This window comes from Bradyrhizobium forestalis, assembly GCF_002795245.1.
GTDB lineage: Bacteria > Pseudomonadota > Alphaproteobacteria > Rhizobiales > Xanthobacteraceae > Bradyrhizobium > Bradyrhizobium forestalis.
Window position 1 is genome coordinate 191,052 of the sequence record NZ_PGVG01000003.1, and the last position, 22,292, is coordinate 213,343.

General features: G+C 65.6%; 22 protein-coding genes. 17 read left to right on the forward strand and 5 right to left on the reverse strand.

Going from position 1 to position 22,292, the window contains the following annotated elements; translation table 11 throughout:
* Positions 1-318 precede the first annotated feature (318 nt).
* The 4 genes from CVM73_RS05270 to CVM73_RS05285 form a co-directional block, all read right to left on the reverse strand.
* On the reverse strand, positions 319-1,329 hold the full coding sequence (locus CVM73_RS05270) for a patatin-like phospholipase family protein (RefSeq protein WP_245452217.1): 1,011 nt from the start codon (positions 1,327-1,329) through the stop codon (positions 319-321).
* A 37-nt stretch (positions 1,330-1,366) separates the two neighbouring features.
* A complete protein-coding gene (locus CVM73_RS05275) occupies positions 1,367-1,603 on the reverse strand; it encodes a DUF3551 domain-containing protein (protein WP_100230949.1) in 237 nt (78 codons plus the stop codon).
* 234 nt (positions 1,604-1,837) lie between these two features.
* The gene (locus CVM73_RS05280) at positions 1,838-3,256 is read right to left on the reverse strand and encodes a cytosine permease (RefSeq protein ID WP_167406641.1); all 1,419 of its coding nucleotides are present in this window, start codon (positions 3,254-3,256) and stop codon (positions 1,838-1,840) included.
* Positions 3,257-3,521: 265 nt separating this feature from the next.
* The gene (locus CVM73_RS05285; protein ID WP_167406642.1) at positions 3,522-3,965 is read right to left on the reverse strand and encodes a MarR family winged helix-turn-helix transcriptional regulator; all 444 of its coding nucleotides are present in this window, start codon (positions 3,963-3,965) and stop codon (positions 3,522-3,524) included.
* Between the two features lie 236 nt (positions 3,966-4,201).
* On the opposite strand from CVM73_RS05285, the gene CVM73_RS05290 reads away from it, so the two are divergent.
* The 10 genes from CVM73_RS05290 to CVM73_RS05335 all read left to right on the forward strand — a co-directional run bounded on the left by CVM73_RS05290 (position 4,202) and on the right by CVM73_RS05335 (position 15,136).
* Positions 4,202-5,479, forward strand: a complete 1,278-nt coding sequence (locus tag CVM73_RS05290; RefSeq protein WP_100230951.1) for an amidohydrolase/deacetylase family metallohydrolase — start codon at positions 4,202-4,204, stop codon at positions 5,477-5,479.
* A 9-nt stretch (positions 5,480-5,488) separates the two neighbouring features.
* Positions 5,489-7,882, forward strand: a complete 2,394-nt coding sequence (locus CVM73_RS05295) for a xanthine dehydrogenase family protein molybdopterin-binding subunit (RefSeq protein WP_100230952.1) — start codon at positions 5,489-5,491, stop codon at positions 7,880-7,882.
* The gene (locus CVM73_RS05300; protein WP_100230953.1) at positions 7,879-8,715 is read left to right on the forward strand and encodes an FAD binding domain-containing protein; all 837 of its coding nucleotides are present in this window, start codon (positions 7,879-7,881) and stop codon (positions 8,713-8,715) included. The genes CVM73_RS05295 and CVM73_RS05300 overlap by 4 nt, the downstream gene beginning before the upstream one ends.
* Positions 8,712-9,899 carry a xanthine dehydrogenase family Fe-S subunit gene (locus CVM73_RS05305; protein ID WP_100230954.1) on the forward strand — a complete coding sequence of 396 codons (1,188 nt, stop codon included), beginning with the start codon at positions 8,712-8,714 and terminating at the stop codon, positions 9,897-9,899. The genes CVM73_RS05300 and CVM73_RS05305 overlap by 4 nt, the downstream gene beginning before the upstream one ends.
* 76 nt (positions 9,900-9,975) lie before the next feature.
* Positions 9,976-11,130 carry an ABC transporter substrate-binding protein gene (locus CVM73_RS05310; protein WP_208639168.1) on the forward strand — a complete coding sequence of 385 codons (1,155 nt, stop codon included), beginning with the start codon at positions 9,976-9,978 and terminating at the stop codon, positions 11,128-11,130.
* A gap of 286 nt (positions 11,131-11,416) precedes the next feature.
* Positions 11,417-12,289, forward strand: coding sequence for a branched-chain amino acid ABC transporter permease (locus CVM73_RS05315; protein ID WP_167406643.1), 873 nt, complete (start codon positions 11,417-11,419; stop codon positions 12,287-12,289).
* Positions 12,286-13,332, forward strand: coding sequence for a branched-chain amino acid ABC transporter permease (locus tag CVM73_RS05320; RefSeq protein WP_100230955.1), 1,047 nt, complete (start codon positions 12,286-12,288; stop codon positions 13,330-13,332). Before CVM73_RS05315 ends, CVM73_RS05320 begins: the two co-directional genes overlap by 4 nt.
* Complete coding sequence (locus CVM73_RS05325; protein WP_167406644.1) at positions 13,332-14,114, forward strand: ABC transporter ATP-binding protein; 783 nt, start codon at positions 13,332-13,334, stop codon at positions 14,112-14,114. The genes CVM73_RS05320 and CVM73_RS05325 overlap by 1 nt, the downstream gene beginning before the upstream one ends.
* Complete coding sequence (locus CVM73_RS05330; protein WP_167406645.1) at positions 14,107-14,811, forward strand: ABC transporter ATP-binding protein; 705 nt, start codon at positions 14,107-14,109, stop codon at positions 14,809-14,811. Before CVM73_RS05325 ends, CVM73_RS05330 begins: the two co-directional genes overlap by 8 nt.
* The gene (locus tag CVM73_RS05335; protein ID WP_430641286.1) at positions 14,804-15,136 is read left to right on the forward strand and encodes a Rieske (2Fe-2S) protein; all 333 of its coding nucleotides are present in this window, start codon (positions 14,804-14,806) and stop codon (positions 15,134-15,136) included. Before CVM73_RS05330 ends, CVM73_RS05335 begins: the two co-directional genes overlap by 8 nt.
* A 119-nt stretch (positions 15,137-15,255) precedes the next feature.
* Here CVM73_RS05335 and CVM73_RS05340 read toward each other — a convergent pair whose 3' ends face one another.
* Positions 15,256-16,116 carry an alpha/beta hydrolase gene (locus CVM73_RS05340; protein WP_100231131.1) on the reverse strand — a complete coding sequence of 287 codons (861 nt, stop codon included), beginning with the start codon at positions 16,114-16,116 and terminating at the stop codon, positions 15,256-15,258.
* 384 nt (positions 16,117-16,500) lie between these two features.
* Here CVM73_RS05340 and CVM73_RS05345 point away from each other — a divergent pair, with 384 nt between their 5' ends.
* From CVM73_RS05345 to CVM73_RS05375, 7 genes are all read left to right on the forward strand, one after another.
* A complete protein-coding gene (locus CVM73_RS05345; protein WP_100230959.1) occupies positions 16,501-17,553 on the forward strand; it encodes a catalase family peroxidase in 1,053 nt (350 codons plus the stop codon).
* Positions 17,550-18,113 carry a cytochrome b gene (locus tag CVM73_RS05350; protein WP_100230960.1) on the forward strand — a complete coding sequence of 188 codons (564 nt, stop codon included), beginning with the start codon at positions 17,550-17,552 and terminating at the stop codon, positions 18,111-18,113. The genes CVM73_RS05345 and CVM73_RS05350 overlap by 4 nt, the downstream gene beginning before the upstream one ends.
* Before the next feature lie 108 nt (positions 18,114-18,221).
* Positions 18,222-18,722: a Dps family protein gene (locus CVM73_RS05355; protein WP_167406663.1), complete on the forward strand. Its 501-nt coding sequence runs from the start codon at positions 18,222-18,224 to the stop codon at positions 18,720-18,722.
* Between the two features lie 20 nt (positions 18,723-18,742).
* Complete coding sequence (gene fdhD / locus CVM73_RS05360; RefSeq protein ID WP_100231132.1) at positions 18,743-19,579, forward strand: formate dehydrogenase accessory sulfurtransferase FdhD; 837 nt, start codon at positions 18,743-18,745, stop codon at positions 19,577-19,579.
* Positions 19,580-19,595: 16 nt separating this feature from the next.
* Positions 19,596-20,276, forward strand: a complete 681-nt coding sequence (locus CVM73_RS05365) for a YoaK family protein (RefSeq protein ID WP_100230962.1) — start codon at positions 19,596-19,598, stop codon at positions 20,274-20,276.
* A 144-nt stretch (positions 20,277-20,420) separates the two neighbouring features.
* Positions 20,421-21,857 (forward strand): class II fumarate hydratase, encoded by a 1,437-nt coding sequence (fumC, locus tag CVM73_RS05370; RefSeq protein WP_100230963.1) that lies wholly within the window; start codon positions 20,421-20,423, stop codon positions 21,855-21,857.
* A 26-nt stretch (positions 21,858-21,883) separates the two neighbouring features.
* Positions 21,884-22,288: a cupin domain-containing protein gene (locus CVM73_RS05375; RefSeq protein ID WP_100230964.1), complete on the forward strand. Its 405-nt coding sequence runs from the start codon at positions 21,884-21,886 to the stop codon at positions 22,286-22,288.
* Positions 22,289-22,292: the final 4 nt, after the last annotated feature.

The window sequence follows — 22,292 nt, forward strand, 5'->3', positions numbered from 1 at the left end:
GCTTGGGATCGTCCTTCGGCAGGACTTCGAAGCGCAGCGGGGAGGCCGATTCAGTGCAGGGAAGCGACGCTTGAACTGGATCGAAGATCGAAGCGGGCCGCTGCTCTCTGCAGCCATCCTTCGAGACGCCCGCTTGAGGCGGGCGCCTCAGGATGAGGGCGGAGTGCGCGGCAATAGTTTCAACGGGCACTGACGCCGATCAGCCTCATCGTGAGGAGGCGCGTCAGCGCCGTCTCGAAGGACGAGGCGTGCGCGCAGGCTGCCGCCACGAGTCATATGCGATAGCCCTGAGGTCCTGCAGGAGGCTGAGAGACATCGCTAAGGCCGTCGCACGCTGCAGATCTCGTTCGGGACCGGGGTCAGGCTTGCGGCATATTGCATGTCCAGAAAGCCGGCGCGCCAGCGCTGCGCCATCGCCTCGTCCGACAGATCGAAGGATTTTTCGGGGCCTGCTTCCTCGCGGCCCGGGCGGTAGCTCAGCAAATAGACCTCGTCGTCGTAATCGAGGTCCTGAAGCTCGGCGCGGAGCTGACGGGCTTCCAGGGCGTAGCCAAGGCGCTGGAAGGTCTGGTTGCCGAAGGTCAGGTCGCTCCTGCGCTCGGCCGCGGCCTCGAGCCCGTTAGGGACCTTGCCGTCGCGCGGAAAGAGATCGATGACATAGAGGCGGAGCGGGCCCGCAGTTTCGAGGATCGGGTCGAATGGCGCGTTCAGCGAGAACCCGCCATCGCCGAGCCAGCGCCCGGCGATCTGCACCGGAGCGAATTCAGGGAGGAAGCCGCAGCTGGCCAGGATGTGGTCCATTTCTATCCGCTCTGACGAGGAGTCGAACAGCACGGCATCGCCGCTTTCGACGTCCGTGGCGCAGATCGTGATGCGTGGATCGCCGCCGTTCAGACGTCCGAAATCGATCAAGTGCTGAAGGCGTTCGCGGGTCGGGCCGAGATCGTAAAGGCCGCCGAAGTGAGATGCCGGAATCGGGAGGCGGGGATGGAAGAAGCCCTGATGACCCAGCACGCGCGTGTTGATCGAGCTCAGCCAGGCGAACGTATGGCGGCCCGCGTTCGGCACTCCGGCTGGACTGCTTGGCGCATGCCAGTAGTTGCGCAAATTGCGCAGCCGATCGGCGCTCGGGCTCCCCGCGATCAGTGCGGCGGTGATGGCCCCTGCCGATGAACCTGTCACCCAGTCGACCGGCAACAAAAGAGAGGTGAGTGCTTCAAACACACCGCCATGATACGCGCCGAGGCCGAGACCACCGGAGAACGCGATGGCGGTGAGGGGGCGCTCTGCTGCCGTCGCGCCGCCCGGCTCGGCTGCACGGTCAGTCAAGACGGACGCCATTTGCCAGCGTGGAGGCCGGGGCTGATCACCGGTATCCCCTGTAACGGCGTGCATAGGCATGGCGGGGATTGATACCGCAATAGGCGTTCGTTCCCGATGCGCTCGCCATGCACTGACCGTAGCTGGCGAACTGGCAGTTGCCCGGATAGCCCCAGATCCGGCCCTGCAGGCAATAGCGATCCTGCGCGGCCGCGGCGCTCGAGGAGGCGAAGCCGGCCATGATCGCGAGAGCGGCGGTAGCAGTGAGCAATCGATACTTCATCTCAAATCTCCGATCTCGACATTGAACGCGGCTCGTGACGCGGTGTTCCAAACGCGCGCGTGCCCCGCCAGCCGAGGCGAGCGCTAATCGCGAGCGGGCAGCGGATGATCTAAAGCGGGATGAAATGAGGCTTGATTGCTGCAACAACGGAGGCGCGCTCCCTCTCCCGCTTGCGGGAGAGGGTCGGGGAGAGGGTGGAAGGACTGATCGCGGGACGAGGTCTGCGCCCTGCCGCTACCTGCCGGCACTGCTCGCGACCACCTGTGAGGGGGAGGTCGCGAACTTGCCGAGCCCAAGGTAGACGAGGCCCGAAACGCCGATCCCGAACAGCCAGCTCAGATCGGCGCCGCCCAGCAGGTTGATCGAGATCGGTCCCTGCAGCGCGCCGACCAGGCCGTCCTCGACCAGCCAACCGGCGACAAGGCCCGTGAAGAACGCGATCATGCCGGCCCAGTTGATGTCGCCATAGGCGCTGGTCTCAGGCGAGCGGTAGAGCTCGGCGACGTCGATCCTGCCCTTGCGCTTGATGAAGAAGTCGGCGAGCACCACGCCGGCCCACGGGCTCATCCACAGCAGGAGGCTGATCATCCAGTTGTCGAACGCCTTGGCAAAGGACGGCGCGAAGATGAAGTAGAGGGTGACCAGATAGCCGGCGACGCCGACGATGACGGTGAGCCAGAAGCGCGAGAACTTCAGCCCCGCGCTCAGCGCCGCCAGCGTCGCCGAATAGACGTTGAGGATGTTGGTGGCGATCGGGCCGTGCAGCACCATCAACAGCACGAGGATGCTGACCGGCCCGCCGAACACCGCGCTCACCATCTTGGCAGGATCGGTGTCCAGCGTCGTCGAGGCGATGGTCGCACCTAAGATGCCGAGCCACACCGTCGGCACGAACATGCCGACATAGCTGTACCAGAACACGGATTTCGACGGCGTGCTTTTCGGCACGAAGCGCGAATAGTCGGAGGCCCAGGTGACCCAGGAGATGCCCCAGCCGACGCCGATCGCGGTCATCAGCAAGGTTAGCATCGCAAGATGCGCGCCTGATGGCAGCGAGGTCGTGAGGCTCCAGTTAACGACGCCGGGGCGCGTCCAGGCCAGCACGCTCATCAGCACCATGATGGCGATGGTCGGCGGCACCGTGTATTTCTCGAAGGTGCGGATCGCGTAGAAGCCGTAGATCCCGATCAGCACTTGCACTGCCATCACCAGCGTGATGACGACGAGCTCGATCAGCCAGGTGTCGGGCACGCCGAACTGGCCGAGGATGCCCATCGAGACCTTCACCGGGAAATAGGTGTTGACGCCGATCCAGCCCAGCGTCATCAGGAACATCAGGATGCTGGGCAGATAGGCGCCGCGGACGCCGAAGGCGGACCGGCTCAGCACCATCTGGTTGACGCCGGTCTTGTGTCCCATCACCGTGAAGGTCGCGAAGATCGCGCAGCCCACGATGTTGCCAAGCACGATGACCGCGATCGTCTCCATCAGGCCGAGCTTGAGGATGATGCCGAGGGCGCCGAGCGCCCAGTTGACCGGCGCGATGTTGGCGCCGGCCCAGATCCACATCTGCTGCGGCCCGGTCGAGTCCCGGTCAGCGTCGGGAATTGGCTCGATGCTGTGAATATCAGCGCGAAGTTCGGAATCCGTCATGACATCCCCCAATACGAAGCACGCTGCGCATCGTCGCAGCATAAATCGTGCCATTGAATTGCGGAGCAATCGAGCAGGCGGGCCAAAGCCGGCGGTCGCGCGCGTCGCGCCGGATTGCGACTGCGTTTTCAAGCGCTGACCGATCTCACGCCCCGGCTCGCCGCAGCACGTCCGACGTGCCGGCGAGAGGCGGTGGACGTTGCACGCGCGGGCAGCGGTACGATGATAAATTGAGCAGCCCAACTCAAAAGCGCAGCAGGCGCGTCTAGTCGAACAGGGCAGCGGAACTGTCGCGACTGGGGTTGCCGGCCACGATGCGCTGCATCATCTCGATGAAGAGTGCCTGTTCCCGCTGGCTCAAATCGCCGAGCGTCGCACGATGCGCCCGCCGTGCCGCGCCCTCGATCTTGACCAGCAGCGCGGCGCCGGCCGGGGTCAGGCGGCACAGTCGCGCGCGGCGGTCGTCCTTGTTCACGGCGCGCTCGACCAGGTTCCGTGCGGCGAGCCGCTTCAATGCGCCGGTCGTCGTGGTGCGATCCAGCGCGATATCGGCCGCCAAAGTGGTCTGATCGGCGGTTTCGCGCACCGCCAGCGCCGAGAGCAGGCTGTATTGCAGCGGCGTGACCTCGAATGCGCCGCAGGCGTCCTGAAACAGCGCGACGTGAATCTGGTGTAGCCGGCGGATCAGATAGCCGGGCCGTTCCGACAATGGCCAGGGGCGGTGCTTGCCCCCGCCGCGTCGCTTCTGTGCTTGCCGCAATGCACGCTCTCCCAACCCGAAACCCTGCCGCGCTTAGCTCGATTCGAGTGCGCCCGCCACCGTCCAGATCATGGCATGATGCTTGCTTTTGTCAAAATACGAAGCATACTTCGTATCCAAATGCGAAGCATGCTTCGTAATTCGAGGGCGGAGGCAACCGCCCATGCCCAATAGAGGAGAGCCGCATGTCCGTCACTGCCAGCTTCGACCTTCTGCTGCGAGGCGGTCGCGTGATCTGCCCGGCTTCCGGCGTTGACGGCCTCAAGGACGTCGCTGTCCGCAACGGCAAGATCGCGGCTGTCGCAGCGGACATCCTGCCGACCAGCGCGAAGGAGGTCGTCGACGTCAGCGGCAAGCTGGTGCTGCCGGGGCTGATCGACACCCACGCGCATGTCTATCAATACGTCTCCGGACGCTTCGGCATGAACCCCGACATGGTCGGCGTGCAGTCCGGCGTGACGACGCTGGTCGATCAGGGTGGCCCGTCCTGCATGACGCTGCCGGGCTTCCGTCATTTCATAGCGGAGGCCTCAGCTTCGCGCGTCTATGCCTTCCTATCAGCCTATCTCGTCGGCGGGCTCGAGGGACATTTCTATCCGCAGCTCTACAGCCCCGATGGCGTCGACATCGATGCGACCGTCAAGGCGGCGACGGCCAATCTCGATCTCGTGCGCGGCATCAAGGCCCATGCCGAGATCGGCGGTTTCGCGCGCTGGGGGATTCGCGTCATCGAGATGGCGGCGGGGATCGGCAAGCGCGCCGATCTGCCGGTCTATGTGCATTTCGGCCAGCTCTGGGGCCTGCCCGAGAGCGGCGCCAACGGCGAAGATGCCGACACGATCTTGACGCGCGTGATCCCGCTGCTGCGCGAGGGCGACATCCTCGCCCATCCCTTCACGCGCCATCCCGGCGGCTTCGTCAATCGCGAGGGCGAGGTGCATCCGGTGATCCAGGCGGCGCTCGATCGCGGCCTGAAAGTCGATGTCGGTCACGGCAGCCATTTCTCCTACCGGCTCGCGAAGAAAGCGATCGCCGCCGGCATCATTCCGACCACGCTCGGCGCCGACATCCACGGCTACAACACCCATGTGCCGGCGCCGGCCGGAACGCCCGACCAGCATGAGGACGACGAGAACCATCCGTTCGCAGGACAAGCCAAGTTCAGCCTTGTGCAGGCGATGAGCTCGATGATGGCGCTCGGGCTGTCGCTGGAGCAGGTGGTGCCGATGGTCACCTCTAACCCTGCAAAGATGCTCGGCCGCAGCGGCGAGATCGGCGCGCTCAGGGTCGGCATGGATGCCGACGTCTCCGTGCTCTCGGAGCAGAACGGCCGCTTCGTCCTCAAGGACAACGAAAAGAACGAGGTGATCGCCGGGCGCCTGCTGCAGCCGGCCTTCTGCCTGCGCGCCGGCACGCGCTTCGATGCGGTCGCGCCGATCCTGCCGCAAGCCGTCGCGGCATAAGGCCGGGCGGTGAAGGAGAACGCGGAGTTGCGCAACGAGCGAGAATTTCCTTCGGGCAGACGCGGGCAGGGCGTGGGCGCGCGGCTGCCGCGGAAGGAGGACGACCGGCTGATGCGCGGCCGCGGCCAGTATGTCGGCGACGTCAGGCTCGCCGGCCTTCAGGACGTTGCCTTCGTGCGCAGCCCGCTGGCACACGCGCGCATCCGCGGCATCCACGTGCCGGAGCGCTATCGCGGCAGTGTGTTCACGGCGGCCGATCTCGTCGGCATCAAGCCGATCCGCGCGGTCTCGGGGCTCCCTGGCTTCAAGATTTCCGAGCAGCCGGTGCTGGCGACCGGCAAGGTGCGCCAGGTCGGCGAGCTCGTCGCGATGTGCCTCGCGCCGACGCGCGCCGAGGCCGAGGACATCGCGGCGTCCGTGACGCTCGATCTGGAGGAGCTGCCCGCGGTCACCGACATGCTGAAGGCGCGCGAGCCGGGTTCAGTGCTGGTGCACGAGCATTGGGGCGACAACGTCTTCCTCGAGACCAATTACGAGGTCGACATTTCCACCGCGCGCGATGCGCCGATCAAGGTGACGCGCGAGATCTCGACCGCGCGGCAATGCATGTCGCCGCTTGAAGGCCGCGGCGTGGTCGCGACCTTCGACAAGAGGCTCGACCAGCTCACGCTGCATTCCGCCGCGCAGATGCCGCACATCACGCGCAGCGGTCTTGCCGAATGTCTCGGCATGGAGGAGGGCCAGATCCGCGTGATCTCGCCCGATGTCGGCGGTGGTTTTGGCCACAAGGGCATTCTGCTGCCCGAAGAGGTCTGCCTGTCCTGGCTGACCATGCGCTGCGGCCATCCGGTGCGCTGGATCGAGGATCGCCGCGAGCATCTCGTCGCCAGCTCCAATTGTCGCGAGCACCATTACAAGATCACGGTCTATGCCGACCATGACGGCAGCTTGCGCGGGATCGACTGCGAAGCGACGGTGGATTCCGGCGCCTATTCGTCCTATCCGTTCTCGGCCTGCTTAGAGGCCGCGCAGGTCGCCAGCATCCTGCCTGGCCCCTACAAGATGCCGGCCTATCGCTGCCGCACCTTCTCGGTCGCCACCAACAAATGCCCGATCTTGCCATATCGCGGCGTTGCGCGCACCGGCGTCTGCTTTGCGCTGGAATTGATGCTCGATCTCGTGGCGGCCGAGGCCGGGCTCGAGCCCGGCGAGGTGCGGCTGCGCAATCTGGTGCGCCCCGACCAGATGCCGTTCGACAATATCACCAAGAAGCATTTCGACAGCGGCGATTATCCGGAAGCGATGCGCCGCGCGCTCGCCGCCATCGACGTCGACGCCATCCGCGCGAGGCAAAAGCAGGGCGAGGCGAATGGCCGCCGCATCGGCGTCGGCGTCTCCATCTATTGCGAGCAGGCTGCGCACGGCACCTCGGTCTATTCCGGCTGGGGCATCCCGATGGTGCCGGGCCATGAGCAGGCCTCTGCGCGCCTGACGCCGGACGGCGGCCTCGAACTCCGCGTCGGCGTGCATTCGCACGGGCAGGGCATGGAGACGACGCTCGCCCAGGTCGCGCATGAGATCCTCGGCGTGGATGTTGCCAAGGTCCGTATCATCCTCGGTGACACTGCGATGACGCCCTATTCGACCGGCACCTGGGGCTCGCGCTCGATGGTGATGGCGGGCGGCGCGGTCGCGACCGCCTGCCGCGAGCTCGGTGAGCGCGCAAGGCGCATCGGCGCAAAGCTGTTGCAGCATGATCCGGCCTCCGTTGTGTTGCAGAACGGCGAGGTGCGCGGCGTCAACGGCAGCGTCAGCCTGAAGGCGATCGCCCACACCTGGTATCGCCGCCCGCAGGACCTGCCGGCCGATGTCGATCCCGGCGGGCTGGAGGTGACGCAGGGCTACAAGCCCGTGCGCGACAGCGGAACCTTCAGCTATGCCGCGCATGCGGCGGTGGTCGCCGTCGATCCTGATCTCGGCGAGGTCGAGATCCTCGACTATGTCATCGTCGAGGACGGCGGCGTGCTGGTCAATCCGCTCGTCGTCGACGGTCAGATCTATGGCGGCCTCGCGCAGGGCATCGGCACCGCGCTCTACGAGGAAATGCCGTTCGACGCCTCCGGCCAGCCGCTGGCGACGACGCTCGCCGACTATCTGCTGCCCGGACCGACCGAAGTTCCGGCCGCGCGTCTCGATCACATGGAGACGCCGTCGCCCTATACGCAGTTCGGCGTGAAGGGCATCGGCGAGGGCGGTGCGATCGCGCCCCCGGCCGCAATCGCCAACGCCGTCAACGACGCGCTGCGCCCGCTCGGCGTCGAGCTGATGCAGTCGCCGATCACGCCGCATCGGATCGTCACAGCCGTGCTGGCCGCGCGCGCGGCCCAAAGGAGCGCGGCATGAAACCGGCGCCCTTCGCATATGAACGCCCGCGCGATCTCGACGCAGCACTGTCGATGCTCGCGGCAAGCGGCGGATCGGCAAAGATCATCGCCGGCGGCCAGTCGCTCGGGCCGATGCTCAATTTGCGGCTGGTGCAGCCGGAACTGATCGTCGATATCGCCGGCCTCGCCGAGCTCAAGCGCGCCGAGGTCTCCGGCGGCGAGCTCGTGCTCGGCGCCCTGGTCACCCATGCCGATATCGAGGATGGTCGCACGGCTGACGTGACCCGTGGCGCCATGCGTGGCGTCGCGGCCAATATCGCCTATCGCGCGGTGCGCAACCGCGGCACGATCGGCGGCTCGCTCAGCCATGCCGATCCCGCGGCGGACTGGATCTCGGCGCTCGCGGCTCTGGGCGCGTGGGTGACGCTGCGCAGCCTTGCCGGTGCGCGCACGCTGGCGATCGAAGCCTTCATCGTCGGTGCGCTGGAATCCGCGCTGCATGCCGGCGAGATCGTCGAAGCGATCCATGTGCCGATGCGCGCGGCGTCGGCGCATTGGGGCTACGCCAAGAGCTGCCGCAAGACCGGCGAGTTCGCCCATGCCATCGGTGCGGCGCTGATTGACCCCACCGCCGCTTCGGCGCGCGTCGTGATCGGTGCGATCGACACGGCGCCGATTGTCGTCACGAACGCGGCCGAGTTGTTCGGCGGGCGCATCGCCGCTGACTACAAGCAGCGTTTCGATACCCGCGTTGCCGACGCTCTCCTGGCAAGAGCCGGCATCGACGACGCTGCGCAGCGCCATATCCACGTCAGCGTGTTGAAGCGTGCCGTGCAGGAGGCCGCCGCATGACGACGATCGCCCTCAACGTCAACCGGCGTGCGGTGGAGCTGGCGGCCGAGCCGCGCACCAGCCTTGCCGATTTCGTCCGCGACAAGCTCGACCTCACCGGCACGCATCTCGGCTGCGAGCATGGCGTCTGCGGCGCCTGCACCGTGCTGCTCGACGGCGTGCCGGCGCGTTCCTGCATCACCTATGCGGCGGCCTGCGAGGGCGCCGACGTCACGACGATCGAGGGACTCGACGAGGACGAGATCACGACCGAGCTGCGCGCCGCCTTCACCCGGGAGCATGCCCTGCAATGTGGCTATTGCACCCCCGGCATGCTGGTCTCTGCGCGTGACCTGGTGCTGCGTCTGCCCGACGCCGACGAGCGGCGCATCCGGGTTGGCCTCAGCGGCAATCTCTGCCGCTGTACCGGCTATGTCGGCATCGTGCGCGCGGTGCGGTCCGTGATCGAGGCGAGGCGCGCGCGCAACGTCGCGCCGCAGGCAGGTGGCGGCCGGACCAGCCTCGGCCCGGTTGGGTCGGGTCGCGCTGCACCCGGCCGCAGCGAGCCGCCGCCTGCGCAGCGGGCGTTGGCTCCGGCATCGCAAAGTGCCGTGCCGGGCAGCATCGCCGACTTCACCCCGGCGACCGTGCTCGATCAGCGCTTCACGCTGCCGCACCCGCCCGCAAAAGTGTTCGCGATGTTTGGCGATATCGCTGGCATCGCGGCCTGCCTTCCCGGTGTCTCGCTGACGGCGCCGCCAAGGCCCGAGCGCGTGGAAGGATTGATCCGCGTCAGGCTCGGGCCGATCGCCGCGGCGTTCGAGGGGGCGGCGCGCGTCGAACGCGATCCTGCGACGCTCTCGGGGCGCATCGTCGGCATCGGCACCGACCAGCGCAGCCATTCGGCGACGCAAGGCGAGATCCGTTATCGCCTGCTTCCGCTCGAAGGCGGCGCGGCGACCGCCGTCGAGCTGTCGATCGGCTACACGCTCACGGGAATGCTCGCCCAGGTCGGTCGTCCCGGCCTTGTGCGCGATCTCGCCCGGCGCCTGGTCGCGGACTTCGCCGCCAATCTCGATCGTCACATGGCCGGAGTGCCGCCGGGGCCGGGGACGCCGGCGGAGCTCAGTTTCTGGTCGATCGCATCAGACGTCCTGCGCGCACGGATCGCCCGCATCCTTGGCCGCCGGAGCGGGGCGGGGTGACGGTGTGCTCGCACATTGGAAAGTGACGAAGCCTGGACTGCCTAGACATCAACAGCGTGGGATTTGGAGAGACAACATGACACGAGCATTCGGACTGGTTGGGACAATCGCGCTGGCGACGGCCTTGTTCGGCAGCGCCGCGGGGGCGCAGACCATCAAGATCGGCGTCAACGAGCCGCTCACCGGCGCGTTCGCGGCGTCAGGCACTTACGTCGTCAACGGCGCCAAGATCGCCGCCGACGAGATCAATGCCAAGGGCGGCATCCTGGGCAAGAAGATCGAGCTGGTGATCGAGGACAACAAGAGCAATCCGACCGAGGCGGCCGCCGTCGCCGAAAAGCTCATCACCAGCGACAAGGTGCCGGTGCTGATGGGGGCCTGGGGCTCCAGCCTGACGCTCGCGGTGATGCCGAAGCTGATGGAATATGAGACGCCGATGGTGGTGGAGACCTCGTCCTCCGGCAAGATCACGACGACGGGCAATCCCTTCATCTTCCGCATCTCGCCGCCCTCGGCGGTCGAGGCTGCGGCGTTCAAGGGCATCGTCGACAAGCTCGCGCTGAAGAAGGTCGACTTCCTGGTCATCAACAACGACTGGGGCCGCGGCACCGCCGAGGATTTCAGCAAGATGATGAAGGACAAGGGCATCAGCATCGGCCTGGTCGAGACCATGGACCAGGGCGCGCAGGACATGAGCGCGCAGCTCTCCAAGATCAAGAGCTCGGATTCCGAGACCGTGATCGTCACGACCGCGGTGGATCAGCTCACCCTGATCTTCAAGCAGGCCGCCGCGCTGGGCCTGAAGAAGCGCATCATCACCACCGGCGGCTCGCAGAATCCGGACCAGATCATCGCCCAGGCGGGCGCCGCCGCCAACGGCACTATGCATCTGACCACCTTCCTGCCCTGGTTCCCGGACAAGACGCCGAACCCGGAAGCGACCAATTATTTCATCACGGAATGGAAGAAGCGCGGCTTCGAGTTCGCCGGCTGCACCGAGAGTTTTCGTGGCTATGACGGCATCCGCACCGCGGCGGCCGCGATCGAGAAGGCCGGTAAGGCCGAGCCCGCCGCGATCAAGGCGGCGCTCTGGGACATCAACATCAAGGGGCTGAACGGCGACATCGTGTTCCGCAAGTCCGGCCCCGAGGGCAAGGAGAGCGGGCAGAGCCAGCCGAACGTCTATCTCATCGAGATCAACGACGGCAAGGTCGGGATGAAGACGCTCTAGTGTCGGCCAGTCACAGGCGAGGGCACCGCGGCCCTCGCCTCACTATGTAGGGCTATCGCATATGAAGAAGAATGTGGCCGGCAGCTTGCCTGCGGCGCATCCTTCGAGACGCCCGCCTGCGGCGGGCCCTCAGGATGAGGTCGCGTTTTGCGGCGAGACATTAGACCCTCATGGTGAGGAGCCCGCCAAAGCGGGCGTCTCGAACCATGCAGGCCGAGCTCATCCGGCAGTCTTCCACTGTCATATGCGATAGCCGCAACTTATTACGAGTCATTCGGGAACAGCCTTGAGCGAATTTCTCCAGCATCTGGTCAACATGCTCGTGCTCGGCGGCACCTATGCGCTGCTGGGCATCGGGCTGACCTTGATCTTCGGCATCATGAACGTGGTGAACTTCACGCATGGCGTGCTCTACACTTTCGGCGCCTACATCATGTTCATCGTGGTGCAGCAGCTCGGGCTGAACTTCTTCCTCGCGCTGCCGGTGGCCGTGCTGGCCGGATGGCTTCTCGGGGCGGCCATCGAGCTGACCTTGCTGCGGCCGCTGCGCGGCTCCGACATCGACACCACGATGCTGGTCATGATCGGCGCCTGGATCGCGATGCAGTCGGGCGCGCTGTGGATCTGGGGCGGCGTCGCCAAATCGGTGGCAACGCCATTCCCCGAGGCGCCGCTGGTGCTCGGGCCGGTGTCGGTCTCCTGGTTGCGCCTGTTCGTGCTCGCGGCGGCCGCAATGTTGATCCTGGTGACGTATCTGCTGATCAACAAGACCAGTCTCGGCCGCGCGATGCGGGCGACGTTCCAGGATCACGACACGGCCTCGCTGATGGGCGTCAATGTCGACATGATCTACACCTCGACCTTCGCGATCGGCTCCAGCCTGGCCGCCGCCGCCGGCGCGCTGCTCGGGCCGGTCTATGTGATCTTCCCGCAGATGGGGGATCTGGCCGCCGTCAAGGCCTTCGCCATCGTCATCCTCGGCGGTCTCGGCAACATCACCGGCGCGGTGATCGGGGGCTTCATCCTGGCGCTGGCCGAGGAGCTCGGCGCCGGCTACGTCTCGTCGGGCTACCGCGACGCCATGGGCTTCCTCATCATCATCGCGGTCCTGATCTTCCGGCCGACCGGCCTGTTCGCACGCGCGGAGCGCGTCGGATGAGGGCGATCATCACCATCCTCGCTGTCGCAGCGCTTGCCTCGGTGCCGCTCTGGCTGCGCGATCCCTATCTGCTGAACGCGCTGATCACGACCGGGATCTTCGTCATCGGTGCCATGAGCCTCAACCTGCTGCTCGGCTTCACCGGCCAGCTCAGCCTCGGCCATATCGCCTTCTTCGGCATCGGTGCCTATGTCAGCGCGCTGACGTCGCTCGGCTTCGACATCGGCCTGCCCGGAGGTTTTCGTCTGGTCCATGCGCCTTGGCCGCCGATCGCAGGCTTCGTGCTCGCGATCCTGATCGCCGGATTGTGCGGCTATTTCGTCGGCCTTCTCTCGTTCCGCGTCCGCGGCGCCTATTTCGTCATCGTGACGATCTCCTTTGCCGAGGTGGTCCGGCTGGTCGCGCTGAACTGGGTCGAGCTGACGCAGGGGCCGCTGGCGCTGACCAACATTCCCTCCATCGCGCTCCCATTGCCCGGTATTGGTGAACTGACGCTGCGCACCAAGATGCAGAACTACTACCTCGTTCTCGTCGTCGCGCTCATCGCCTATCTCCTGATCGCGCGCCTGGTTCACTCGCATTTCGGCCGCTCCATGCGCGGGTTGATGGAGAATGAGACGCTCGCCGTTTCCGTCGGCATCGACGTGACCAGGACGCTGACGATTGCGGCGGTGATCTCGGCTGCCATCGCCGGCGCGGCCGGCAGCCTCTATGCGCACTACATCCGGATCATCGATCCCGAAGTGTTCGCCTTCATCAACACCGTCACCATGGTGATCATGGTCATCAGCGGCGGCAAGGGCTCGCTGACCGGGCCCGTCGTCGGCGGCCTGATCTTCGGGCTGCTGCCGGTGGCGTTGCGTCCAGTGATGGCGCCGGAGGCGCAGTGGATCGCCTACGGCGGCGTGCTGATCGCCATCCTGTTCGTGCTGCCGCGTGGCATCGTGCCGTCGCTGGCGCAGCGGTTCACCCGGCGCCGGAGCGGGGCGACGGCGCTGGCGCCCGTTGCTCTGGCCGAGACCGCTGCCAAGGAGCCGGCGTGATGACGGCGCGCAGCATCGCCATGACCATCGACCAGGTCGCGGTCCGCTTTGGCGGGCTGGTCGCGATCTCCGACATGAGCTTTACGGTCGGCGAGGGTGAGATCGTCAGCCTGATCGGGCCGAATGGCGCCGGCAAGACGACGGCCTTCAACGTCATGACCGGCTTCCTGACGCCGAGCGCGGGCCGCGTGACTTATCGCAACACTGCGCTCGCCGGGTTGAAGCCGCACGAGATTGCGGACCTCGGACTGATCCGCACTTTCCAGCGCACCAGCGTATTCCCCAACGACACCGTCTACGACAACCTCCTGATCGGCCTGCATCGTCAGGGCCGGGTGCGGCTGATCGACGCCATCCTCGGCTTTCCGGGTGCGCGCGCCTCGGAGCGCGGGCTGCGACAGCGCGCGAGCGAGCTGCTCGAATGGGTCGGTCTCGAACGGCGCGCGCACGATGCTGCTGGCTCGCTGTCCTATGGCGAGCAGCGCCTTGTCGGCGTCGCGCTGGCGCTGGCGGCGGAGCCGTCGATGCTGCTGCTCGACGAGCCCGTCTCCGGCATGAACGCCTCGGAAACGCACCGGTTTGTCGAACTGATCCGCAGCATCCGCGACCGCGGCATCACGATCCTGCTGGTCGAGCACGACATGCCGATGGTGATGACGGTCTCGGACCGCATCGTGGTGCTCAACTATGGCCGTATCATCGCCGAGGGGACACCCGACGTCATCCGCAACGATCCCGCCGTGATCGAAGCCTATCTCGGACATGGAGCGGGACGTGCTTGAGATCCGCGACATGGTCTGCGGCTATGGCGGCGTCACCGCGCTGCGCGGCATCTCGCTCGACGTGAAGGCCGGGCAGCTGGTCGCGCTGATCGGCGCCAACGGCGCCGGCAAAAGCACGACGCTGCGCGCGATCTCCGGCCTGGTGCCGCCGCGTTCCGGGCAGATGAAGTTCGAGGGCATCGACATCACTGGCGCGCGGCCCCCGCGCGTGCTGGCCAGCGGCATCGCGCATTGTCCGGAAGGGCGGCGGGTGTTTCCGCACATGAGCGTCGAGGAAAATCTCGACATGGGGGCTTACCTCCGTCGTGGTTCGGGCGAGATCGCGGCCGATCGCGACCGCATCTACGCGGAATTTCCGCGGCTCGCCGAGCGGCGCCGGCAGGCGGCGGGCACGCTGTCCGGCGGCGAGCAGCAGATGCTCGCGATTGGGCGCGCGCTGATGTCGCGGCCGCGCCTGGTCATGTTCGACGAGCCATCGCTCGGGCTTGCGCCCAACATCGTGGAGCGCACCTTTGCGATCATCCGCGGCATTCGCGATGCCGGCACCACGGTGCTGCTGGTCGAGCAGAACGCCTTCGCCGCGCTCGAGATGTGCGACCACGCCTATCTGCTCGAGAACGGCCGTATCGTGCTATCGGGCGCCGGCACCGAGCTGATCGAGAACGAGCATGTGCGCAAGGCCTATCTCGGTGGATGATCAGGCCGGGTGGATTCCGGTCTGCGATCTCGACCGGCTGAAGGCGGAGACGATCGTTCGCGTCGCCGGGCGCGACCTGCTCGTGATCTGGAACGAGGGCGATGTTGTTGCGTGCGCACGTGCGTGCCCGCACGAACAGGCGGATCTGGCCTTGGGGCGGGTGACGGCGGGGCGGCTTCATTGCCCGCGCCATGCGGCATCGTTCGATTTGCGCGATGGAGCAATCACCGCAGGATGGCCGAGCCAGCCGCTACGGCTTTATCCGGTGCGGATCACGGGCGAGCAAATCTGGATTGAGATGCAGGAGCGGCAGCCGGTGCGATGATGGCACTATGCTCCTGTTTTGCCCGACGAGTCAAAGCTATGGCGGCGTCGGTCGGTCTTCAAAAAATTGCCTTTGAAAACAACGGCATCTCTACTGTGCATGGGGTTGTTTTTGCAGTTTTAGTCCAGCAGCCGCCGAACCGCGTCCACGAGAATGCCGTCCGGCCGGCGCAGCGCCTCGAGAATGGTGAAATGGTCGGCCCCTTCGACCGGGATGAGCTTGCCCGGCGCTCCTGCCGCCGCGCGCTTGTCATGGAAGTCGATTGAATCGCAGACGAGAGCCGGCAGCTCGTTGCTGCCATAGGCGATGTCGAGGCGCTTTGGCGTCACGGGCAGGCGGAGCGGTGAAAGCGCGGCGATTTCCGCATCCGTCAGCTTCAGCGCATTGTTGAGCCCGGTATCGCGGATCGGCGCGAGATCATAGACGCCTGATATCGCCAGCCCGGCATGGACGCGCGGATGATCGAGCGCCATCGCGACGAGGTGGGCACCGGCGGACCAGCCCGACAGCACGACCGGCCCGGCGACGCCGTAGGACGCGCCATGCGCGGCGAGCCAGTCGAGCGCGTGCGGGATTTCGCCGACGATATCGGTCAGCGACACCTCGGGCGCCAGCGAATAGCCGGGGATGGCCACCGACCAGCCGTGCGCGGCGACGCCTTCGACCAGCATGGCAAACAATTCGCGCGAATTGCGCTGCCAATAGCCGCCGTGCAGGAACACCAGGCAGGGCGCATCAAGATTCGCGGCCGGGTAGAGGTCGATCTTGTTGTTGGCCCGCTCGCCATAGGGCAGGTCGAGATGGGACTTCAGCGTGCCCCGCATCCGCCCCGAAGCGTCGTTGCGCTCGGCGATCAGGGCCGGGCTGTTCTTGACGGCCGCGTTGTTGTCATAGGCGGCGCTGCGTTCCGCCTGCGTCAGCTCGGACCACCTGCCGCGGGGATCGAGCGACCGAACTGTCGAATGAGCGTCTTCAACCATGAAACTCTCCATTACGGCCCTGGATAGCACGCTAGTCCAATCTGGTCCGGCTATTCCGTGCGCGTGGGGACGGATGCAAGCTTGCCTCACGCGATGCATCCGGCATGCCAGCATCCTCCAGCGATGACGCACAGGTGTCATCTGCAGGTGTCGGAGCGACCCGTCAAGACCTCTATGGGATCCCGGCCATGACGACCCGACGTCGGTGATGTACGCGACGGGTGTGCGTCTTTCACTTCGGAGCATCGGCCGTGCCTTCGCGAAATTGACGGTGCGTTTGGGAAGATCGGCATAGCGGCGGTCCGCTAAATTCGCCTGGTGTCATTGAGCGGAGGGCTGCGCGCGTTCGAGCGCCGAGCGGCCGACGCGCTGCGAGGGGACTTGATGAATCAGCCGGGTAGACCAGAGCGTTCGAGCCTTGGATGGCTCATTTTGATTGCCGCCGTCCTTGGCGGCAGCGCTGCCGCCTTCGCATATACGGCGGGGTGGCTCGCGCCGGGGCGTCTCACGCCGGATCGCATGATTGCAGCGTTGACGCCTCCGAGCGGCCCGCCGCTCGGACACCGGCGGAATCATGCCAAGGGAATCTGCTTCACCGGCATGTTCGAAGCGAACGGAAATGGTGTCGAGCTGTCCCGCGCCAAGGTGCTCGTGCAGGGCCGCTATCCGGTCCTGGGTCGTTTCAATCTCGGCACGGCCGATCCCAACGCGGTGGACGCGACCGTGCGCGTGCGCGGCATGGGGCTCCAGATATCGGCGGCGGACGGAGAGGAATGGCGCATGGCGATGATCAACCCGCCAGTCTTTGCGGTGTCCACGCCCGAGGCGTTTCACGACCTGCTGGTTGCGGCCGGCAAGAAGGATCCGGAGGCGATGAAGGCGTTCACCCGCGCAAATCCGGAGTTCGCCTCTTTCGCAGCCTGGTCCAAGGCCGCGCCCTGGACCGGGAGCTACGCGGAAGAGCCGTATAACAGTCTCAACAGTTTCGTCTTCACGAACGCGAAGGGCGATGAGCGTGCCGTGCGGTGGTCGCTGGTGCCCACCGCGGAGCCAACTTCCATCGCGCAGGCGGAGCTGGAAAAGCGCGGCCCGGATTTTCTCGAACGGGAAATCACGGCTCGGGTGCAGTCCGCGCCGCAACGATGGACCATGATCACCACTCTGGCCGATCCAGGCGACCCGACCGCTGATCCCAGCAGAGCCTGGCCGGAGAACCGGCGCAAGGTGCAGGTCGGAACGCTGGTCGTGCAGCGCATCGAACCTGAGCGGGATGGGCCCTGCCGCGACATCAACTTTGATCCGACCGTGTTGCCGCAGGGGATCCGGGTGTCGGACGATCCCTTCCCAGCGGCGCGCTCCTCGGTCTACCGCAAATCCTACGACCTGCGCGCGGCCGAAGCCAGCGACTATCCGAGAGGCGAGGTTGCCAAGCCATGAGCAGTGTCCCGCATCGCTTCGCCCCGGTCCAGCGGCTGCTGCACTGGCTGATGGCGCTCTGCATCATCACCATGCTCTTCATCGGTGTCGGCATGGTGTCCACCGTGACGCCGGAATACCTGCCGCTCATCCTGATCCACAAGACGCTCGGCGTTGCGCTCCTCGTACTCGTCCTGGTCAGGCTGGCACTGCGGCTTCATTTGGGCGCACCGCCATTGCCGGCCGATCTTCCGCCGGCGATCAAGCTGGGAGCGCGATTATCGCATCTGCTGCTCTATGGCCTCATGATCGTCATGCCGTTGCTTGGTCTCGGCATGCTTTGGGCCGCAGCCTATCCGGTTGTCTTGTATGGCGGGATTGAAATTCCGGCGTTGCTGCCGCAGAGCGACCGCGTGCATACGCTGCTCTGGAACACCCATGTCTATCTGGGCCTCGCGTTCTTTGCCCTTGTGCTGCTGCATCTGGCGGCAGCCCTGTTCCACGCCTTGGTCCGTCGCGATGGCGTGTTCGCAACGATCTCGCCCCTGCCGCAACGGGAGCGGATGAAGCCCACCGAATGAGCCAACGCGCCGGTCGGCGTGCAATCCGGGAACGATCCTTCGAGACGGAAAGACCGGTTGCGCGCCGTCTGGCTACAAATTTCCGACTCTCCAACAAGGATGCCGACCATGACCAAAGCAGACCTGCAAAGCCCGACGGATCTGGGAGCCAATGCGAACCGCGACGTTCCGGTCGCGCTCCGAGCATTGCTGGCCGACGTTTTCGCGCTGTACCTGAAGACGAAGAACTTCCATTGGCACGTATCGGGCAGTCATTTCCGCGACTACCATCTCCTGCTCGACGAGCAGGCCGAACAGATCTTCGCCATGACCGACGACATCGCCGAGCGCGCGCGCAAGATCGGCGGCACCACGCTGCGCTCGATCGGCCACATCGCCCGCGAGCAGCGCATTCTCGACAACGACGCGGATTATGTCGATCCGCAGGACATGCTGGCCGAGCTGCGCAGCGACAATCAGCAGCTGACACGCGAAATGCGCCGGGTCCACGAGCTCTGCGACGAATATGGCGATGTCGCCACCGCAAGCCTGCTGGAGAACTGGATCGACGAGACAGAGCGGCGGATCTGGTTCCTGTACGAGACCGGGCGGAGCGGCCCGAATTCGTAAGCGCTGGGCTGTGAGCCATGATGATGACGGTTTCGACTTTCACGCGGCACACCGAGATTGCCTGGCGCGGCGGTCAGACGCGGTCGACCTCGCGGCTGATTGCCGAGGAGACGGCCATCGCGCTCACCTATAACGGCTCGACCCATGCGGTAATGATGGGAACGCCCGCTGATCTCGAGGATTTCGGTATTGGCTTCAGCCTCACCGAAGCCATTGTCGGACGAAGAAGCGAGATCAGGAGCATCGATCTGATCCCGAACGAGCTCGGCGTCGAGGTGCGGATGTGGCTCGATGGCGACCGCGCGGCGTCCCTGGCCGCCCGCCGTCGCGCCATCAGCGGTCCGGTTGGGTGTGGGCTGTGCGGCATCGAAAGCCTTGAACAGGCGCGCCGCACGCCCTCGCAGGTGAAAGACCGCAGCATCGTCTTTCACGCAAGGGAGCTGCTGAACGCGATGCAGGCGCTGTCTCCGCTTCAGACATTGAATCAACACACGCGATCTGTTCATGCGGCGGCGTTCTGGACGCCTCGCACCGGCATCGGTCCGGTCAGGGAGGACGTTGGCCGGCACAATGCTCTCGACAAGCTTGCGGGTGCGATCCTCCGCGACGGCGGTTCGGCCTGCGAAGGCGCCGTGCTCCTGACGAGCCGCGTCTCGGTCGAGATGGTGCAGAAAGCGGCGATGATGGGCGCGCCGGTCGTCGTGGCCGTATCCGCTCCGACCGCGCTCGCCATCCAGACCGCAAAGGAAGCCGGCATCACGCTTGTGGCGATTGCCCGCGATGACGGATACGGCGTATTCACGCACCCGCGACGCGTTCTGCTGCCTGACGAGGCTGCGTCGCGCGCGTGGAGCTGACCTTGAGCCGGCCAGCATGGCGATGCAGGCCGCATCTCCGGAGCCAGCGGCGGAGCTGCGCGCCGCCGCTTATGGTCCGGAACGATCGCTCCTCGTTGCGGCTCAGCTAACCGCTTCGGGCGGCTTTCTCGATGCCTTCACCTGGCTCTCGCTCGGTGGTGTGTTCGCGAGCTCGCAGACCGGCAATGTCGTCTTCCTTGGCATCGACGCCCTGTCCGGGCGATGGCAGCAAGCGGCGCACCATCTGCTGCCGATCGCAGGCTTTCTGCTCGGAGCCTGGGTAGCGATCCGCATCCAGGCGCCGCTGCGTTGTCTCATTGCGCATATCGCCTGCCTCGCGGCAGCGATGTTGTTGCTGCATTGGATCCCTGATCCGATCGCCATCTTCGAAATCTCCTTTGGTATCGCACTGCAATCGGCCAGCTTCAGGCGCGTCGAGCGCTGGAGCTATCTCTCCGTCACCGTGACCGGCAACATGCTGCGCGCCATCGACGAGTTCGTGTCGACATCCGATCGCGACGCTTCGCGCGGGGGCGGAGCGATGCTGGTGCTCTGCTTGATGTTCCTGTTCGGCGCGGCGGTCGGCGGCTATGCGACGACGCGGCTGGGCGCGGGCAGTCTTGCCGTGCCGATCGCCTTGTCGGCGTGGGCGCTCCTGGTGTGCTGGCGGAACCGGATCGGCCGAGAGTCGCGCTGAGTGATTCTCCCACGCCGTGCACCGTCGCACCATGCCATTCGGCAAAGGGACGTTCGTTCGTGGAAGTGGGCGCGCCGTGCGCGACGTATCATCTCCAGCAAGTACCGGCATGGCTTTCCGACTTCAACGCCACAAGAGGCAAGGATGAACGACCTTCGCAAAGAGACAGACAGCCTGGGTGAGGTATCCGTTCCCGCGGACAAGCTCTGGGGCGCGCAGACGCAACGTTCGCTCGAACATTTCAGCATCGGCAAGGACCTCATGCCGCGCGAGATGATCCAGTCCTATGCGATCCTGAAAAAGGCAGCCGCGAACGCCAATTACGCGGGCGGTCGTCTCGACGGCAAGATCCACAAGCTGATCATTCACGTCTGCGACGAGATTCTCGCGGGCCAGCATCACGACATGTTCCCGCTTCACGTCTGGATGACCGGTAGCGGAACGCAGTTCAACATGAACGTGAACGAGGTGATCTCGAACCGGTGCTGCGAGCTTGCAGGCACCGCGCTCGGCAGCAAGCTGCCGGTTCATCCGAACGATCACGTCAACATGTCGCAATCGTCGAACGACAGCTTCCCCTCGGCCATGTACATCGCGGCCGCGCTGAACGTGACGGAGCGCCTCGTTCCCGCTGTCGAGGCCCTGCATGACGCGATCGCGGCAAAATCGAGCCAGTGGGATGGTATCGTCAAGATCGGCCGCACCCACATGCAGGATGCCACTCCGCTGACGCTCGGGCAGGAGTGGTCGGGTTACGCCGGCATGCTCGCCGACGATCTGACGCGCATCGACGATGCGCTCAAGGGCGTCTTTCGGCTCGCGCTCGGCGGCACGGCCGTCGGCACCGGGATCAATGCGGCGCCGGGCTTCGCGGCGGCCGTCGCGGCCGAGATCGCGCGGTTGACCGGCCTGCCGTTCGTCAGTGCCCCCAACAAGTTCGCCGTGCAGGGCGCGCACGATGCGCTGGTGCAGCTGTCCGGCACGCTTCGCACGCTTGCCGGCTCGCTCTACAAGATCGCTAACGACATCCGCCTGATGTCTTGCGGCCCGCGCGCGGGCTTTGCCGAATTGCTGATCCCCGAGAACGAGCCGGGCTCGTCGATCATGCCGGGCAAGGTCAACCCGACGCAGGCGGAGGCGCTGGCGATGATCGCCGTGCAGGTGATGGCGAACGACGTCGCCGTCGGCTTCGGCGGCGCCGGCGGCTATCTCGAGATGAACGTCTACAAGCCGCTGATCATTCACAACATCGCACAGTCCATCACGATCCTCGCGGATGGTTGCACGAACTTCCGTACCTTCCTGATCGAAGGCACCGAGCCGAACCACAAGAAGATCCAGGAATATGTGGAGAGGTCGCTGATGCTGGTGACTGCGCTGGCGCCGGTGATCGGCTACGACAAGGCATCGCGGATCGCGCATTACGCGATGGATAACGATCTCACGCTGAGATCTGCGGCGTTGAAGCTCGGCTTCGTGACCGAGCCGGAGTTCGACCGGATCGTCGATCCCGCCAAGATGGTCAGACCCTATGTCGCCGAGATCAAGGTGCCACTCGCAATCGGCGCCAAGGCCGTCTGAAACAGCCCGGCTGAAAGGAGAGAACGATGATCCGTTGCGTACGTCTATGGACCGGACAGGACAACAACTCGTATTTCGAGGAAGGGGGCATAGAGCTGGAGGCCGGCCAGCGCGGCGACGTTCTCACCGGAAAGATCGATGCCGTCAGCGTCTCCTTCCAGGAGACCGAGTCGGGCGGCGCCTTCTCCTGGCACACCGCGCCGGTGCGCCAGCTCGTGATCACGCTCAGCGGCACGCTCGATTTCCAGACGCGTGACGGCCACCACTTCCTCATTCACCCCGGCAATGTCCTGCTGGCGGAAGATACCGCAGGTTCGGGTCACAGCTGGAAATTGACGGACGATTCGTCGTGGTGCCGCGCCTACGTGGTGTTGCGGCCGGGGGCCGACGTGCCGTTCCGCGCCAAGGCGCGGCAGCCGGCGCGGGCCTGACCGA